This is a genomic window from Pseudoalteromonas sp. SG44-1 (assembly GCF_014164315.1).
In the GTDB taxonomy this organism is placed as follows: domain Bacteria; phylum Pseudomonadota; class Gammaproteobacteria; order Enterobacterales; family Alteromonadaceae; genus Pseudoalteromonas; species Pseudoalteromonas rhizosphaerae.
Genome location: NZ_JACJEW010000001.1, coordinates 202,249 through 218,859, shown reverse-complemented (window position 1 = coordinate 218,859; position 16,611 = coordinate 202,249). Strand labels below are relative to the sequence as shown.

11 protein-coding genes are annotated in these 16,611 nt (G+C 40.1%); 4 read left to right on the top strand and 7 right to left on the bottom strand.

All coding sequences use genetic code 11. The features are described 5' to 3' along the window. Positions 1-374 precede the first annotated feature (374 nt). The gene (locus H5187_RS00920) at positions 375-1,922 is read left to right on the top strand and encodes a PAS domain-containing methyl-accepting chemotaxis protein (protein ID WP_182797449.1); all 1,548 of its coding nucleotides are present in this window, start codon (positions 375-377) and stop codon (positions 1,920-1,922) included. A gap of 111 nt (positions 1,923-2,033) precedes the next feature. On the opposite strand, the gene clpB is transcribed toward H5187_RS00920, so the two are convergent. The 3 genes from clpB to rluD all read right to left on the bottom strand — a co-directional run bounded on the left by clpB (position 2,034) and on the right by rluD (position 6,420). Continuing rightward, entirely contained in the window at positions 2,034-4,610 is a 2,577-nt protein-coding gene (clpB, locus tag H5187_RS00915) for an ATP-dependent chaperone ClpB (RefSeq protein ID WP_149980795.1), read from the bottom strand. A 97-nt stretch (positions 4,611-4,707) separates the two neighbouring features. Then, the gene (pgeF, locus tag H5187_RS00910; RefSeq protein WP_149980796.1) at positions 4,708-5,433 is read right to left on the bottom strand and encodes a peptidoglycan editing factor PgeF; all 726 of its coding nucleotides are present in this window, start codon (positions 5,431-5,433) and stop codon (positions 4,708-4,710) included. Between the two features lie 9 nt (positions 5,434-5,442). Then, positions 5,443-6,420 carry a 23S rRNA pseudouridine(1911/1915/1917) synthase RluD gene (gene rluD, locus H5187_RS00905; RefSeq protein WP_145237221.1) on the bottom strand — a complete coding sequence of 326 codons (978 nt, stop codon included), beginning with the start codon at positions 6,418-6,420 and terminating at the stop codon, positions 5,443-5,445. Between the two features lie 141 nt (positions 6,421-6,561). Between rluD and H5187_RS00900 the strand changes: the two genes are divergently transcribed. Continuing rightward, positions 6,562-7,323, top strand: coding sequence for an outer membrane protein assembly factor BamD (locus H5187_RS00900; RefSeq protein WP_149980797.1), 762 nt, complete (start codon positions 6,562-6,564; stop codon positions 7,321-7,323). Between the two features lie 82 nt (positions 7,324-7,405). On the opposite strand, the gene glnB is transcribed toward H5187_RS00900, so the two are convergent. Next, on the bottom strand, positions 7,406-7,744 hold the full coding sequence (gene glnB / locus H5187_RS00895) for a nitrogen regulatory protein P-II (RefSeq protein WP_145237227.1): 339 nt from the start codon (positions 7,742-7,744) through the stop codon (positions 7,406-7,408). A 196-nt stretch (positions 7,745-7,940) separates the two neighbouring features. Here glnB and H5187_RS00890 point away from each other — a divergent pair, with 196 nt between their 5' ends. Together H5187_RS00890 and H5187_RS00885 are read left to right on the top strand one after the other, a co-directional pair. After that, positions 7,941-8,486 carry a GspH/FimT family pseudopilin gene (locus H5187_RS00890; protein ID WP_182797459.1) on the top strand — a complete coding sequence of 182 codons (546 nt, stop codon included), beginning with the start codon at positions 7,941-7,943 and terminating at the stop codon, positions 8,484-8,486. Between the two features lie 75 nt (positions 8,487-8,561). Continuing rightward, on the top strand, positions 8,562-9,101 hold the full coding sequence (locus H5187_RS00885; protein ID WP_182797448.1) for a GspH/FimT family pseudopilin: 540 nt from the start codon (positions 8,562-8,564) through the stop codon (positions 9,099-9,101). Positions 9,102-9,190: 89 nt separating this feature from the next. Here H5187_RS00885 and H5187_RS00880 read toward each other — a convergent pair whose 3' ends face one another. The 3 genes from H5187_RS00880 to H5187_RS00870 all read right to left on the bottom strand — a co-directional run bounded on the left by H5187_RS00880 (position 9,191) and on the right by H5187_RS00870 (position 16,599). Further along, positions 9,191-9,625 (bottom strand): type IV pilin protein, encoded by a 435-nt coding sequence (locus tag H5187_RS00880; RefSeq protein ID WP_182797447.1) that lies wholly within the window; start codon positions 9,623-9,625, stop codon positions 9,191-9,193. A 192-nt stretch (positions 9,626-9,817) separates the two neighbouring features. After that, positions 9,818-12,973 carry a PilC/PilY family type IV pilus protein gene (locus H5187_RS00875; protein ID WP_182797446.1) on the bottom strand — a complete coding sequence of 1,052 codons (3,156 nt, stop codon included), beginning with the start codon at positions 12,971-12,973 and terminating at the stop codon, positions 9,818-9,820. Positions 12,974-13,410: 437 nt separating this feature from the next. Next, positions 13,411-16,599, bottom strand: coding sequence for a pilus assembly protein (locus tag H5187_RS00870; RefSeq protein ID WP_182797458.1), 3,189 nt, complete (start codon positions 16,597-16,599; stop codon positions 13,411-13,413). Positions 16,600-16,611: the final 12 nt, after the last annotated feature.

The following is a 16,611-nucleotide window of genomic DNA, read 5'->3' as shown; positions in this document are numbered from 1 at the left end:
ACCGTATGTTTGTAAAGCAAACTTGCTGCGGGCAGCCAAGCTATAATAGCCAAATATTTACTAATCTTGCCATTGTAAGAGCTAATATACAATTGCTTTAATGACACCACAGTAATGCAAGATACTGACTAATTAAATGTTTGCTTGTTATGTGCAACTCATTGCTGACATTTACTCATTGCTCGCACTAGAGCAATGATATCTATTTATATATTAAGCTATTACCCGCGCACTTTTTGCAAGTTTCTTTGTTTTAGATCATTAAAAAGCTATTTAATAGCTATTTTACTCCTGTGATCACTGAACCTGCTATCATTACATTTGTATGAACTTTATAATCATCACTAATAATAAAGCATGTTTAAGGACTACCTATGCGTCGGGGTCAGCAGTTAATAAACGAAGAAGTCACCTTTTCAGATCACCAGCAGCTCGTCTCCACTACAGATATACGTGGAGTGATAACCTATGCAAATAAAGAATTTTGCAACATTGCCGGCTTCACCCTTGAAGAACTGATTGGCAAAAATCATAATATTGTTCGCCACCCAGATATGCCTAAAGCAGCATTTAAAGAAATGTGGGGAAAACTCAAACAAGGTCATTCATGGCGCGGCATGGTAAAGAATCGCTGCAAGGATGGCCGCTATTATTGGGTTGATGCATTTGTTACTCCTATTTTTGAACATGGTCAACTCGTTGGCTATCAATCAGTACGAACAAAACCGAGCGAACAACTAAAACGACGCGCACAAAGCCTATACACTAAAATAAATGCCGGTAAATCGTTGTCCTCTTGGCGTGAATGGGTCGGTGTTCGCCAAAGTGCAGCCCTACTGATTGGCTTACTTGGTTTAGTACTATTGGCAGCTTTTGTATCTATTGCTGTTGCATTGATAACCGCGTTATTTAGTTTACTAATTATGCTATTAAATTATGATGAATTAGTTTTCACACCAACAGCACTGAAACAGCTAAAGGCAGTAAATGATTCTGTATCCCGCTATGTCTATGTCGGCCATCATCCATTTAGTATTAGTGAATATAACCAGCAAATGCTTAATGCTAAATTACGTACCGTATTAGGACGAGTAAAAGATACGACTGTCACGTTTACCGGTATTGCGGCTAATCTAGACCAACAATCAGCATTAACTGAAAAAGGCATTGCCGCACAAGGACAACGCCTTGGCCAAATGGCCACCGCAATGTCACAAATGAGCGCAACCATAGGTGAAATATCGGGCAACACTCATCATACCGCTGAAAAAGTAAATATTACTTACCAAAGCTGCACTGATATAAAACTGCACATTGCAGACAATAGTGCCATGGTGTCTGACCTTGCTTTACAAGTTGAACAAGCGGCAAGTACTGCTAATTCCCTTGCAACCGAGGCGGATAAAATAGGTCAAGTAATGACTGAAATCGAAGGCATTGCAGAGCAAACCAATTTGCTGGCATTAAATGCTGCAATTGAAGCCGCGCGTGCTGGTGAACATGGCCGAGGCTTTGCGGTAGTTGCCGATGAAGTGCGTGCATTATCTTCTCGTACTCAACGTGCTACTGCACAAATTCATAGCTCTATTAAAGAAATTCAAGATACCCTGTTTAGCTGGTCCACGGTCATGAAAAACACCAAGGCGCAAGCCGATGAATGTGTAAATACCACCGGACATACCCAAGTTGAACTGGATAGCATCTTCGCGCAAATAAGTGAAATATCGCAACTAGCGACACAAATATCTGCTGCCGCCGAGCAACAACAAACTGTCAGCCTCGATATTAGCGACAACATTACACAAATAAAAGGTTACAGTGACGAGAACTTAACGTTGAGCTTTAATGTCGCTAAAGGTGCTGCACAGCTTGTCGAAGGCTCACGTAAAGTTAACGATATTTTACTGACTTTTAAGGTTTAATTAAGCGCGGCTAAATGATAGGGGTTTATCTTTAATATTTACTTTATAACTTTTTATTCGCAGCGAGTTTAAGGCCAGCATATTCACTGGCCTTAAAACTCAGTTAATCAGTTAGCGTGATGAGAACACTAAACCATTTTCGTCAGCATCAATTACTATCATGTCACCACTTTGATATTCACCTGCGAGTAACTTCTGCGATAATGGGTTTTCAATGGTATGTTGAATAGCCCGTTTGAGTGGTCGTGCACCATAAACCGGGTCAAAACCACTGGCTGCAATTCGATCAAGAGCTGCATCACTTATTTGTAACAAGTAACCCATTCCTGTTAGGCGCTCACGTAACTTGCTTAACTGAATATCTGCAATCTCTTTGATATGTTCATTAGCAAGTGGGTGGAATACTACGGTTTCATCAATACGGTTAATAAATTCAGGTCTAAACTCATTAACCAAAACCCCCATCACTTTTTCTTTTAACGCTGCATAATCGTTGTTACCGGTTTGCTCTTGAATAATATCTGAGCCTAAATTTGAGGTCATGATGATCACCGTATTTTTAAAATCAACAGTACGACCTTGGCCATCCGTTAAACGACCATCATCTAACACTTGCAGCAGAATATTAAATACATCAGGATGTGCCTTTTCGATTTCATCAAGCAAAATTACAGAATATGGACGACGACGAACAGCTTCTGTTAAGTAGCCACCTTCTTCATAACCAACATAGCCCGGAGGCGCGCCAACTAAGCGAGCAACTGAGTGCTTTTCCATAAACTCAGACATATCAATTCGCACCATCGCGCTTTCAGTATCAAACATATATCCAGCTAACGCTTTAGTCAGCTCAGTTTTACCGACCCCGGTTGGGCCTAAAAATAAAAACGAACCGATTGGCCTATTTGGATCTGCAAGCCCTGCCCGTGAACGACGAATCGCATTCGCCACTGCCACTACCGCTTCGTCTTGACCGATCACTTTATGGTGTAAATGTTCTTCCATTTGCAGCAGTTTTTCACGCTCACCTTGAAGCATGCGCGATACAGGAATACCAGTCCAACGTGAAAGTATCTCAGCAATTTCATCTTCACCCACTTGGTTTTTAAGTAAGCTCATTTCTTGCATTTCAGCTTGTGAAGCTAAGTCGAGTTTACGTTCCAATTCTGGAATGCGGCCGTATTGCAGCTCTGACATACGTTGTAGATCAGTGGCACGGCGGGCAACATCTAAGTCTAATCGCGCTTGTTCAAGTTCAGCCTTAATTACTTGAGTACCTTGCAAAGAGGCTTTCTCAGCTGTCCATACTTCATCAAGTTCACGGTACTGGGCTTCAAGATCGGTGATTAGCTCCTGCATCTCAGAACGACGCTTTTGACTGGCGTCATCTTTCTCTTTAGCAAGTGCATTATCTTCGAGTTTTAGCTGGATGATACGGCGCTCTAATTTATCTAATGATTCTGGTTTTGAATCGATTTGTAGGCGAATAGACGAACCCGCTTCATCAATTAAATCAATGGCTTTATCCGGTAGCTGGCGATCGCTAATGTAGCGGTGCGATAAATGCGCTGCGGCAACAATGGCTGGATCGGTAATTTCAACACAGTGATGTAACTCGTAACGCTCTTTCAAGCCTCGAAGAATCGCTATGGTATCTTCTACTGATGGTTCTTCAACAAGCACCTTTTGAAAACGACGTTCTAAAGCGGCATCTTTTTCAATATATTTACGATACTCATCAAGGGTTGTAGCACCGACACAATGCAGTTCACCTCGAGCCAATGCAGGTTTGAGCATATTACCCGCATCCATTGCACCATCAGATTTACCGGCGCCCACCATAGTATGAATTTCGTCAATAAACAAAATCACTTGGCCTTCTTCTTTAGCCAATTCATTAAGCACTGACTTTAAACGTTCTTCAAACTCACCACGGTATTTTGCACCGGCCACCAAGGCTCCTAAATCAAGCGATAACACACGTTTGTTTTTCAAGCCTTCAGGGACTTCGCCATTAATAATACGCTGCGCGAGCCCTTCAGCTATAGCGGTTTTACCCACACCGGGTTCGCCAATCAACACGGGGTTATTTTTAGTACGCCGTTGTAATACTTGAATGGTGCGGCGAATTTCATCATCGCGGCCAATAACAGGATCAAGTTTACCCTGCTCTGCACGCTCAGTTAAATCGATAGTAAACTTTTTCAGCGCTTGACGGGTATCTTCGGCATTCGGATCATCAACTTTTTGACCACCGCGAATAGCTTGTATTGCTGCTTCTATTTTAGTGCTGGTCATATTTAAAGCGCGGAAGATATCACCCAATGGCCCTTTATCATCACACGCTGCTAATACAAATAACTCACTGGAGATGTATTTATCTTTACGCTTTTGCGCGTACTTATCGCATAAGTTGATCAGTGAAACCATGTTATTTGACAACTGCACGTCGCCGCCAACACCTTCCACTTTAAATAGCTTTTCTATCTCTTGCGATAACTTGGTATTAAGTTCATCGGCACTCACACTGGCTTGGGCTAATAACGCACGCACACTTGAGCCACTTTGCTGCAAGAGTGAATACATTAAATGTACTGGTTCAATAAATTGATGATCACGACCAAGCGCTAATGACTGAGCGTCAGAGAGCGCAGATTGAAATTTACTGGTAAATCGATCTAAACGCATAAGGGGTTACCTATTAAAAAAACTAATTACTTAATTAATGGGTATGCTCGGCACTTTGATCAAGGCTTAGGAGAAAATATACTCACTGAATAGACTATTACTTGCGCCAGATCAAAGAAGCCATACGGCCTGTTTGACCATCTCGACGGTATGAGAAGAATTGTTTGCTATTGCTAACTGTACAGTACTGACCACCACTAATATTTCTTATGCCTAGATTAATAAGCTGTGTGGTTGCAAGCAGATAAATATCCGCTAAATATTTACCATCTGCCTGCGCCACAAATGCAGTGTGATGAGATGCTGATTGTTCACAGAAAAGCGCTTTTACTTCACTGCCAACCTCAAACTTTGCAGCACCTATGGCAGGACCTAACCACGCTATAATTTGTTCTGCAGGGCTGCTAAAGTGACGCAAAGTATTAGCGATAATACCCGCATGCAAACCGCGCCAGCCACCATGAATAGCAGCCACCTCATCACCACTTTCACTGGTAAGCAAAATCGGCAAGCAATCTGCTGTCATAATTGCCAGTGGTTGATTTTTTAATCGGGTATACAGCGCATCCGCATCATAATTAGCCTGTGGGTCAAAATACTCATCAACAACAACGACTTCACTGCTATGGATCTGATTAAGCCACACCGGTGCTTTAGGAAGCTGAGCAGCTAAAAGTGCGCGATTCGTTAATACCGCTTGCTGATCATCGCCCACATGTAGGCCTAAGTTTAAACTCATAAAAGGCGCATGCGATACACCGCCCTGACGAGTTGTACTGAGAGCCTCTACATTGGTTGGCGCTGTCCAATTAGGATAAAGCATTAAAGCAGCTTAAAAATCGATATTTGGATTAGCTTTGGTGTCTTCACGAAGTACATGCGTCATGGCAACCATGTCATCAGGAATTGGCGCCTGCCAAGTCATCATTTCACCCGTAATTGGGTGTGCGATACTTAGCTTTACTGCGTGCAAAGCTTGACGATTAAATTCACGTAACATTTGGAACAATTCAGGTGTTGCACCTTTTGGTGGACGTGGACGACCGCCATAGGCTTTATCACCAATCAATGGATGATTGATAAATGCCATATGCACACGAATTTGGTGAGTTCGGCCAGTTTCTAAACGAAGACGTAATCGCGTATGCGCACGGAATTTTTCAGCGACACGAAAATGCGTAATTGCTGGTTTGCCCTGCTCATGCACAGCCATGTGTGTACGCTGCGTAGGATGGCGACCAATTGGTTTTTCAACCATACCACCTGCGGTCATGGTGCCATTACAAATTGCTTCATATTCACGCGTGAAGTTTTCACGCTTTTGTAATGCTTTAACTAAATGTGTTTGCGCCTGAATTGTTTTAGCTACCACCATCAAACCGGTAGTATCTTTATCTAGACGATGCACAATACCTGCGCGCGGAACATTAATGATATCTGGATAATGATGCAACAATGCATTGAGCACTGTGCCATCAGGATTACCGGCACCAGGGTGCACAACTAAACCCATAGGTTTGTTGATAACCAAAATATCATCATCTTCATAAACGATGTTTAATTTGATATCTTGCGCTAGATATTCACGTGGGGCTTCAATGCTAGTTTCAACATTGACTGTTTCACCACCAAAGAGTTTTTCTCTCGGGGTGTTTAAAATTTCACCATCCACGGTGATTTTATCATCCAAAATCCACGTTTTTATACGTGAACGTGAATAATCAGGGAACAATTGCGCCAATACTTGGTCTAGACGTTTACCGCCTAACTCAGTTGGCACCTCGGCTTGAAGAGAAATTTGCTCTGACATTAGTAACTTTACCCAATTTACCAGTGCAAGCTGTGCTCGACTGGGTTAGAATCGCTTTTAATAAAAGCATTATATAATAAGCATAGTTTACTCGGTTTTACCCACTTGGCCTAGCCGAAGACATCGAAGGTAACAAATAAAATGATAAATAGAATAGGGAAACGTGCATTCGCCATTGTTTTTACAGTTTCATTACTTGGTTTAGGTGCCTGTTCGTCAGCACCTGATGCAGAAGATATCCAACGCGTTCCTAATAAATCAGCGCAAGCGTTGTATGATGATGCCAAACAAACACTTGATTCAGGCTTATACGCGCGTGCAATTGAGCTTTTGAGTGCGATTGATTCACGCTATCCGTTTGGCCCTATGTCAAAACAAGTACAAATGGATTTAGTCTACGCCCATTATCAAGCGGGTAATACTGAACAAGCGCTTGCAACAATTGACCGTTTTATTCGCCTAAATCCAAACCACAAAGATTTAGACTATATGTACTACATGCGTGGTTTAGTAAATATTAAAGCCGATAAAAACGCATTCCAAGAGTATTTTGGTGTTGATAGAGCCGACCGTGATGCTAATCGTACCCGTGTTGCCTTTACTGATTTATCAACCTTAGTCAATCGCTTCCCTGACAGTGGCTATGCCCCTGAAGCAAAAAGACGTTTAGTTTGGTTACTCAACAAAATGGCACGTTACGAGTTGAAAGTTGCTGATTACTACTATGAACGTGAAGCTTACTTAGCAGCAGCAAATCGCGGTAAGTACGTCGTAGAGCATTATTCTCAAAGTAGTTACTTAGATAATGCACTGGAAATGATGGAAAAAAGCTACAACAAGCTTGGTTTACCAGAATTAAGTAAACACGCTAAAATGACCCGTGAGTTAAATAAAAAGAAATAAATTAACATATACAAAAAAGGCGCTACTGATTGTTTATAAGTAGCGCCTTTTTTATGTCTGACTTTTAATCTCAGATAATAAATTAAATCGCGTCTTCATCTTCTTCAGCAGTACGAATACGTACCACACGCTCAACGTCAGTGACGAAAATCTTACCATCGCCAATTTTACCTGTTTGTGCTGTTTTAACGATCACTTCAATAGCACGGTCAACATCGTCATCACCAAGGACAATATCAAGTTTTACTTTTGGTAAAAAATCAACCATGTATTCAGCACCACGATAAAGCTCAGTATGCCCTTTTTGACGGCCAAAACCTTTCACTTCACTGACGGTCATGCCAGTAATACCGACATCAGACAACGCTTCACGAACATCATCAAGTTTAAATGGTTTAATTATTGCTTCAATTTTTTTCATTATTAGTCGCTACTCTTATATTCCCAATTGAATCGATTTTAGACAATCCTGCACTTCATAGCAAACAAAGCAATTGAATTACGGTGATTTAATCGTCAGCAATGGTATGATTATATCAATTGGAACAATTATGTTTAAGATAAGTTCCTCAAAGTGCACTGATTTACTCAGCGCCAATCCAGTACCAGAGGTGAACATGAACAAACAACAACATGGCTTTACACTACTTGAGGTGATGGTCACCCTTGCGATAGTCGGAATTTTAGCCTCAATTGCTTTTTGGAATAGCAGCGACATGCTTGAAAACAACCGAGCTGAAAATTATTTGCTGGAGTTAAAACGTAACCTCAACTTTGCTCGCGCAAAAGCAACGGGGACGGATTCACTGATCGTCGTATGCAGTGGTGATACAACTAGAATAGAAAGAGACAGAAAAGTGACCTGCTTAAATGATTGGAGTGACGGCACTATACTTGTATTTCATGATGCCAACGGTAATGGTGATTATAATCCAAAGCAAGGCGAAACTATTCTCAGAGTCATGGAAGAAGTCCCTGACAATAATCAATTAACATTTTCAGGGGATAGTTCATTAAGATTTGATGCAAGTGGCCGTATTACCTCTAACCCTGGTACATTTATCTATTGTCCAAATAAAGATAATGAAAACAATAAAGCACTGACAATCAGTCAATCTGGTACAGCTTTATATAATGGCGATACTGCGAATACCTGTGATTAAATAATATTAGTTGAACTTGCAACTGTTCCAAGCTCAACTAACATTAGAATAGATATTCTCAAAGAGTTCTCATGGATGAGAAAAATAACTCAACGCAATCCCAACTATGGCACCACGCTTATTGAAATAATGGTCGTGTTGAGCATCATCGCGATCATTACTAACCTTGCTCTTTTCCACGTTCAACCTTTCCTTGTAAAAACACGGCTGGAAAATTATACCCAGCAGATAAAAAGAACGCTGAGTTTAGCTCGTAATAAGGCTATTTCTTTAAATAGCCAAATAACTGTTTGCGCTTTAGAATCATCTATATGCGATAGTAATAGCTGGCATCAAGAGCTAACTGTTTTTGTAGATAAAGGTAAAATTGGCGTATTTGGTGCTGATGACACTGTGATTTTCGTCACTGCGGCGATTAATGAATCTGATATGCTCACTTACCCACGTAATGCAGTCACATATCGACCAGATGGCACTCCTAGAGGGTTTAATAATGGTACTTTTGTATATTGTGCTGAATATGAATCTGCAACTCTGCCCGGCCTTGCTATTTCAGTAAGTACGACAGGTAAAACAACCTTAAAAGACACTAAAGAATGTCAAGAGAGTCACTGATCTAAATTATCGGTTCAAAGCTTCCCCAAGCAATTTGTTCAACGCTAACTAGAGTAATTTTGATTGCAATAGACCTGTAAAGTTAACTGTTATTTCCCCCAACATTTACCTGGGTTAGTTTTACCGATTGCACCTGTTGCTGTTTTCAGCCCCGTATCATCAATAGTGAATGATTTACAGTCGTCATCCTGTAATACAGGCCCGGCAACTGGCGTTGCAGTAAAACTAAATGTGCCTTCATCATTGTCCACTTCAACCTTAATAGTATAAAAACCATGCTCTGTTGGTGTTGCCACCCCAAGATTAGCCAAGTTAGTGGTATATTGACGATTATCAACAAAAAATTGTTCTTGTCTGTTTGCAGCATCAAGAAGCGAGGTTATCGCCTCTGTACGTGCTGTACGTTTCACATGTTCAAAGTAACTTGGTAATGCAATAGATGCGATGATACCCAGTATTGCTACAGTGATCATTAACTCTATCAAGGTAAAACCATTTTTTTGTGCTTTTATTAGTCGTGCCATTTACTTCTCATTTTATATCTAGATTGGTTATATACAAAGCCATGCACTGTAACCAAATATATTCACTATCATAGGTCCGTATGTCATTGAATGCAATTATTGGCTGAGTTAAAGCACACTCCCAGCGCCATAAACTCTACACAAGTCATTCATAATAAAACACACAGGTAATTCTGACTAACAATTCCGAGATTATTGAGAAATAATATCTTGCTTATATACATAGGTTTGCCGAACCCTAAAGCCAAACCCCTGAACTGATGTATCACTAATCAATTTTATGTGACCATTTTCGTCAAAGGTAAGCTCTGGTCCTAAAAGCTCTTGAGGTATAAAAGCTTCGCTAGGTTGTTTTGATCCTTTCATTTGGCTGGTATTCAGCCAAGGTCCAACAAGCAGAAACTGACTTTTCTCTGTGACTGGCTCCAGCGTATCATCGCAAAGTTTGTCATGATTTTTATCTTCGCATTGCTCACTCGCTCCAAAGTAGAGCTGTGGTGTATCTGGTAATTCATGGCGGGTTAGATAAGCTAACTGCTCATATACTTTGGTTCCGTAATGTAAATGAAAAGCATACATTGCCCCTTGCCCACTACTATTTATACACTGCTGAGCTTCGGTAGCAACAGCTGGAGTATAACTTGTAAAGTAGGCAATCCCACCTATGACGGTCGCAGCTGCCAAAGACTTTTCACCTAACTTAGGTAAGTTGTAATACCAACCTTTAAAGCGACTCAGCTCCACCTCTAATTGATTAAACCCCTCAATATCGTCGAGTTTAGTCGAAAATGGATCCGAACTGACATCCATTAAATGGTCAATCTTAATCGGTTCTGGTATACCATTGACAAACTTGCCTGTCACAGTATTAATATCCCGAATCATATATAGTTGGTCCTGAACGTCCGAAGCCATTGGTGCTGCACGGTCACCGCTGCCGATTAACACAGCATCGAAGGGGATATCTTCACGTACTTTAAGTTGTTCACCATTATAAAAAACACGGCTAACCCGGCTAAATACAGTCCTAGCAACCATAGGCTGATTTAAGAAACGCCGATTTTGAGCGGCTCCATTACCACTGAGCTCGGCAAGCTTAAAATGTGTCCATAACTTGCCCTCTGGCATATCCACTCGCCACACATTACCTCCCGTATCAGCAGCATAAAGACGATCAATATAACCATCATAATTTGCATCAAATACAGCTACATCGCCAGCAATGCTATCGACACCTTTAAAGCCATTTTCAGGTGTTAACGACCACACTTTTTCGCCAGTACTAGCATCTACAATATAGATTCCTCGTCCTTGGTTATCTGAATGTAAATATTCATTGTCTTTATTTGTGTCATAGCCTGCGGCAAAAATTAGTACAGGCTTATTTTCAAAGCCTGCTAATTTGATATAAGTCACCACAGGTTTAGACCAAGTTTGCCCTAGCTCTTTAAAAGGAGCCCTTCCCCCTTGAATTGGGTTACTCCAAAGAAGTTTCGGTGAGTCTGGTTTCGATATATCAAGTCCATAGTAATTTCGTCCACCTCGACGTTGCCCGAAAAACGCCCAAACACGATCATCATCATTGATAATACCATTACTATTTTTGTCGTCTATAAACAAACTAATAGGACCATCTACACCATAAATTTTACGGTTTGCTTGATTAACTCTGAGGGACTTGAGAATGCCATAAAGGCTACGAGGTATAAATGCCCAGCTTTCAGCTAATGTATCATTTTTATCTTGGAACATATGTAAAAAGCCAGCATTTGTGCCTATTAGAATCCTTATATCTCCGTTACCATAATCAATTGCGACTGGTTTTGAGTGTAGAGGATCACCAAAGATATTACTACGTGACTCGGTTCGATTATCGTTGTTGTTTTCATCATCAACATCGACTCCTCTAGCCCAGTTTATAGTTGCCTCTAACTGTAATGGCGATTCATTAAATAACTCATCAAGCTTACCTACATCAGCTTGTAATTTGGCAAATGTAAAAGGCACTAAACCAGCGAGGGTATCCGTATAAATAGTTCGTTCTGCATATTCTGATAACCAATAATTGACTCCTCCTGCAAGCAACTCCGCTCCATCATTCGGTTCGCCTCCAGGAAGCCAAAAAGTGCGACTATCTTGGTTTATTTTACCTTCATCATCCAAAGCGATATTACCTGTAGCATCGATGATTTGCGTACCAGAGACTTTTAATTTCTTCAAGTTACCCAGCCAACGAGGTCCTAGTTCTGGTCGAAACATTGTTAAATAAATACTATCTAGATGGCGAGTTCTATCAGCGTTATTTGCGACAATAGCAGGTGAAGTAAAATTAGCATCCACATCACGTACCGTTTTCATCGTAGCTGCAAAAGCATCATCAAGTTCATCTATTGATTCAGCTAAAAAATACTGACCGCCACCTTGCTTTGCTGTTTCAATTAATACTTGCTCTGCATAAAGAGGCATAGCAAAACCAAATCCTACTGTGTGAATTTTGATTGTATCTATTATTGTAGTTTCTGGGTAAGCGTCATAGTCATCAATTCCTTGGCCATGTAGAACCTTAGCAACTATCGGTAAGTAAGTATTTTTAAATTTTACAGCTGGATATCCATACATAGCTTGATGTAGCTGTTTAATATCGTTCACTCGGCTATTATCTAACAATGGAAGACTTTCGGTAAGTGATATACCGTCAGTGATCAATACTACATTCACTCGGCTTTCACAGGGCAGAGCAAAGCTGTCTAACAACTTGAAGGGAGAAATATACTGCCCTTTTTTTTGAATACAAATATCAATTAGGTTTAACAGATTTAGGTGATCATAACCTATTTGTCGGCCGTGCAAATAAAGTAAAGCTTCATGTAGCATTTCAGTCATAGGGCTTAAGTTAACTAAGGAAAGAAGATTCCAATTATCTATTGTATCAATAATATCAGCATGATCAGCGCCAAAGCCATGTGCTACATAACCACCAGCAGGGCCTACTAATAAACCATCTATGTTAAGCATATTACTTAAATTTAAGCTTAGTGGGCCAGTCGATTTTATAAGTGCAAAGTCAATATCAGGATTATCATTGATTAGCTTTTTCATCGCTTTCTTTGCCGCTGAAAGCCGTGTCTCTGGGCATAACTTGATTACTCCTAAGAGTCCTTTACAGTGCTTATTACTGTGCATAGGTAAAGCCATACTTAGCGAGTTATCAAACACAAGTAATACCCGTGGCTTATCATTACTTTCTAAATGATAAAGTTCGATATCATCAGCAATGCTAAATTGACTGGTTAAAAAAAGTAAAATGCCTAATAGAAGACTTGTAACTCCATGAGTGAACTGAGACATAGCGACCATCCTATCCATGTGAGAATCTTTTAGATACAAAAACTCATACAGAAGACGTCTCTACATCCTGCTGAGTACTACTTTAGTACAGCATAGAATTTAGATTTAACAACATAAATCAATCACATTTTTGTACAAAAAAAGCACAGTAAATCATTTTTAACTATACCTAATTGATTAGACTAAAATAATATAACAACAGATATTATGGTGTTTTTTAGATTAATTTATCTTCGAGGAATGATGGTTGAGCTAACTCTATGTTTAAGAATAAATGACTTATGGAAGATTATTCAATACCGTTTAACATTTCTAATCTAATACTTTTCATGATGAGAATAAATGTGCATTGCTTTATTCAGACTTACTAAAAGAGAAGAGTAAAGCACGGCTTTGCTACATTTCGTAGCAAGCCGTGTATTTAAAAATACTAACAGCTACTTATGGTTATCATTTACTTCGCGCTTATAGATAAAAGTTTGTTGTGTTTTAAAACCAAAGCCAATTGGTACGGCATCACTAACAAGTTTAATTTTGCCATCTTTATCAAATGAAATACCAGGACCAAGAACTTCTTTGGGTTTAAAAGGATTGCCAGGGTTTTCATCACAGTTATCTGTACAAATAGGCTTTTTAATGCCTGGACCTATTAGTAAAAACTGACTTTGTTTTTTTACATCTACTTCAGTGTCTTTAGGATTATCTGGATCTTCTGGATTATCTGGATTATCTGGATCTTTATTTTTTGGCTCAGCATCACATTTTCCATTATTATTCTTATCAACACACGAAGGTCCTTCACCAAAATATAACTGAGGTGTGTCTGGCACATCATTACTGGTTGTGAAGCTTAATTGATCGTACACTTTAGTACCATAATGTAAGTGAAAAGCATACATAGCACCTTTGCCACCACTTAGTGAACATTGATTAACGGTTTCTGTCGCTGATGCAGGTGTGTAAGACGTATAATATGCAACGCCACCAATAACGTTTGGAGCAGCTAAAGATTTCTCTCCGGTTGCGGGTAAGTTATAATACCAGCCTCGTTTGTTACTGAGCTTCACTTCTTGTGCAGTGAACTTATCAATATCAGCTAAGCTGTTACCAAACGGATCGTTATCTACGTTCATCAAATCGTTCGCAGTGATCGCTGTAGGGATCGCATTATCAATAAACGACTTAGTAACAGTATTATTATCGCGGATCATAAATAGTTGATCTTGAACTGAGGTAGCCGTCGGTTTTGAGCGATTACCACTGCCAATAAGCACCGCATCAAACGGCGTATCTTGACGTGTTACCACCGTTTTACCATTGGTTGTGGTATTTGTTACTTTACTGTACATAGTACGCGCAATCATTGGCTTATAGAAAAAACGACGATCTTGCGTAGCCAAACTATTGCCTAAATCGGCTAATTTAAAGTGGCTCCACGGGTTAGTGTTATCATTAGGATTATCTGAGGGCATATCCACTCGCCATACCGCACCTCCCGTATCTGTTGCATAGATACGATCTACGTAACCATCATAATCTGAATCAAGTGTACTAATATTGGCGGCAATACTGTGCTCACCTTTAAAGCCACTTTCAGGTGTCAACGACCAAACCACGCTGCCCGATTGCGCATCAACAATAAAAATACCGCGACCTTTCTTATCATTAGTGCGAGCAACATTATCTTTGTTAGTATCATAACCTGCACCAAAAATCAGCACGGGCTTGTTTTTATAACCGGTCAAATTAATAAATGACACTGTTGGTTCAGACCACGTTTGCGCTAACTCTTTAAAATCGCCTGTTCCACCTTGAATTGTCCACATTAACTTTGGCGAGTTAGGGTTAGTAATATCTAATCCATAATAATAATTACCACCTCGACGTAAGCCAAAGAAAGCCCAAACCCTGTCACTACCATTCACTTTACCATCACGATCTTTATCATCAAAAAATACCGATATAGGTCCATCAACACCATAGACTTTTGTATCGGCTTGGTTATTGCGAAGCGGATCAATGATTTTATAAAGACTTTTAGGAATAAATGCCCATGTCTCATTAACTTTGTCGTCTTTATCTTGGAACATATGCAAAAAACCTGCATTCGTACCAATCAAAATTCGAACATCACCATCACCATAATCGACAGTGACTGGTTTTGAATGCAGTGGATCGCCAAATATGTCTTTACGTTGATCGCGACGAGAGCCATCTCCGTCTTCATCATCAACATCGATCCCTCTTGCCCAATCAATGGTACTTGAAATATTTGTACTACTTATACCAAAGCTATTTGCAAGGGCCAAAGTGCTCCCCAAGGCTGAAGTAAGTGCATTATTGTTAAACTCTACTAAACCACTACTTCCCGCATCTGTATAGAGTGTACGTTGCGCTAGCAGTGATAAATGAGAATTTACCCCGCCACGTTGTACATTATTGCCATCAGCTTCTTCATTACTTGGCAACCAAAAAGTCTTGGTCGATTTATCAATAAGGCCATCATCATTTAGTGCAGGAAGATTATTTAAACCAACTATTTCAGCGCCTTTAACTTTCAGTTTCTTTAAGTTACCACGCCAACGTGCACCTGATTCAGGGTAAAACATCGCGTAGTAAATTGACTCTCTACTGCGAGTTTGGTCAACGTTGTTACTTGCTAAAGAAGGTGAAGTAAAAGTGTCGTTCACCGACCGGATCTGGGTAATAGTATTCTTTAATGCTTCAGATAGCTGCTCTGAGGTATCAGCATGTAAATACTCACCACCACCCAGCTTGGCAGTCTGATCCAGTAAGTCTTTACCACTTGCGCTCATTCCAGAGCCAAAGCCGATTGCATAAACACGGCCAATATCATCTACTTTTGGTGTATTTGGATATAAATCGATTTTTACATCTTTAGTACCATGGATCACCTTAGCTAATGCCGCTAAATAGCTACCACTTACAACGGGGCCATTGCTATTATTAAAGTAATAACGATGTAAATTATTAATATCACCGTTGCGATTCGAGTCATTCGATGGGTCACCATCGGTCATCAAAATAATATTGACTGAATTATCACAACGCTCAGGCTCACCTTTAACTGGCTCGAAGGGTGATTTATATATACGACCCGATTCAGCGGTAAAGTCACGATCATTCGTATTAGTACCGTAATAAACAGAGCTCCCTGTAATATACAAATAGGCTTCCCACAGGGTTTCCGCTAGAGGTGTTGCACCATCAGCAGGTAATTTTTTCACTTCATCGAGCACAGTTTTACGTGATGAGCCTAAACGCGCCATCACGTACCCACCATTATCGCCATTAAAGCGCATTAGGCCAAAATCAATGTCCTCATTATCGTCAACTAAGTCTGAGATAGCATTTTTAGCAACCCCTAAGCGGCTGTCGGAACATAGTGTATATTTCCCTGATGAGTAATTATAACCACAACTATTACCGGTTTTGGTCGAAAATGCCATACTACCAGAGGTATCGAAAACTATTAGGACACGCGGCTTTTCATTTATTTTAACATTATGATTTACATATAATTCAATGTCTTCAGCATAGCTTTGCATACTCAAGAGTACCGCAATACTGAGTGAAATATTCGTAACTAACTTTTTAAACTTCATCATCTTTACTCA

What these genes read in the sequence shown, in the direction of transcription:
- H5187_RS00920 (WP_182797449.1), top strand. Translation starts at nt 375, where the DNA reads ATGCGTCGGGGTCAGCAGTTAATAAACGAAGAAGTCACCTTTTCAGAT.
- clpB (WP_149980795.1), bottom strand. Translation starts at nt 4,610, where the DNA reads ATGCGTTTAGATCGATTTACCAGTAAATTTCAATCTGCGCTCTCTGAC.
- pgeF (WP_149980796.1), bottom strand. Translation starts at nt 5,433, where the DNA reads ATGCTTTATCCTAATTGGACAGCGCCAACCAATGTAGAGGCTCTCAGT.
- rluD (WP_145237221.1), bottom strand. Translation starts at nt 6,420, where the DNA reads ATGTCAGAGCAAATTTCTCTTCAAGCCGAGGTGCCAACTGAGTTAGGC.
- H5187_RS00900 (WP_149980797.1), top strand. Translation starts at nt 6,562, where the DNA reads ATGATAAATAGAATAGGGAAACGTGCATTCGCCATTGTTTTTACAGTT.
- glnB (WP_145237227.1), bottom strand. Translation starts at nt 7,744, where the DNA reads ATGAAAAAAATTGAAGCAATAATTAAACCATTTAAACTTGATGATGTT.
- H5187_RS00890 (WP_182797459.1), top strand. Translation starts at nt 7,941, where the DNA reads ATGAACAAACAACAACATGGCTTTACACTACTTGAGGTGATGGTCACC.
- H5187_RS00885 (WP_182797448.1), top strand. Translation starts at nt 8,562, where the DNA reads ATGAGAAAAATAACTCAACGCAATCCCAACTATGGCACCACGCTTATT.
- H5187_RS00880 (WP_182797447.1), bottom strand. Translation starts at nt 9,625, where the DNA reads ATGGCACGACTAATAAAAGCACAAAAAAATGGTTTTACCTTGATAGAG.
- H5187_RS00875 (WP_182797446.1), bottom strand. Translation starts at nt 12,973, where the DNA reads ATGTCTCAGTTCACTCATGGAGTTACAAGTCTTCTATTAGGCATTTTA.
- H5187_RS00870 (WP_182797458.1), bottom strand. Translation starts at nt 16,599, where the DNA reads ATGAAGTTTAAAAAGTTAGTTACGAATATTTCACTCAGTATTGCGGTA.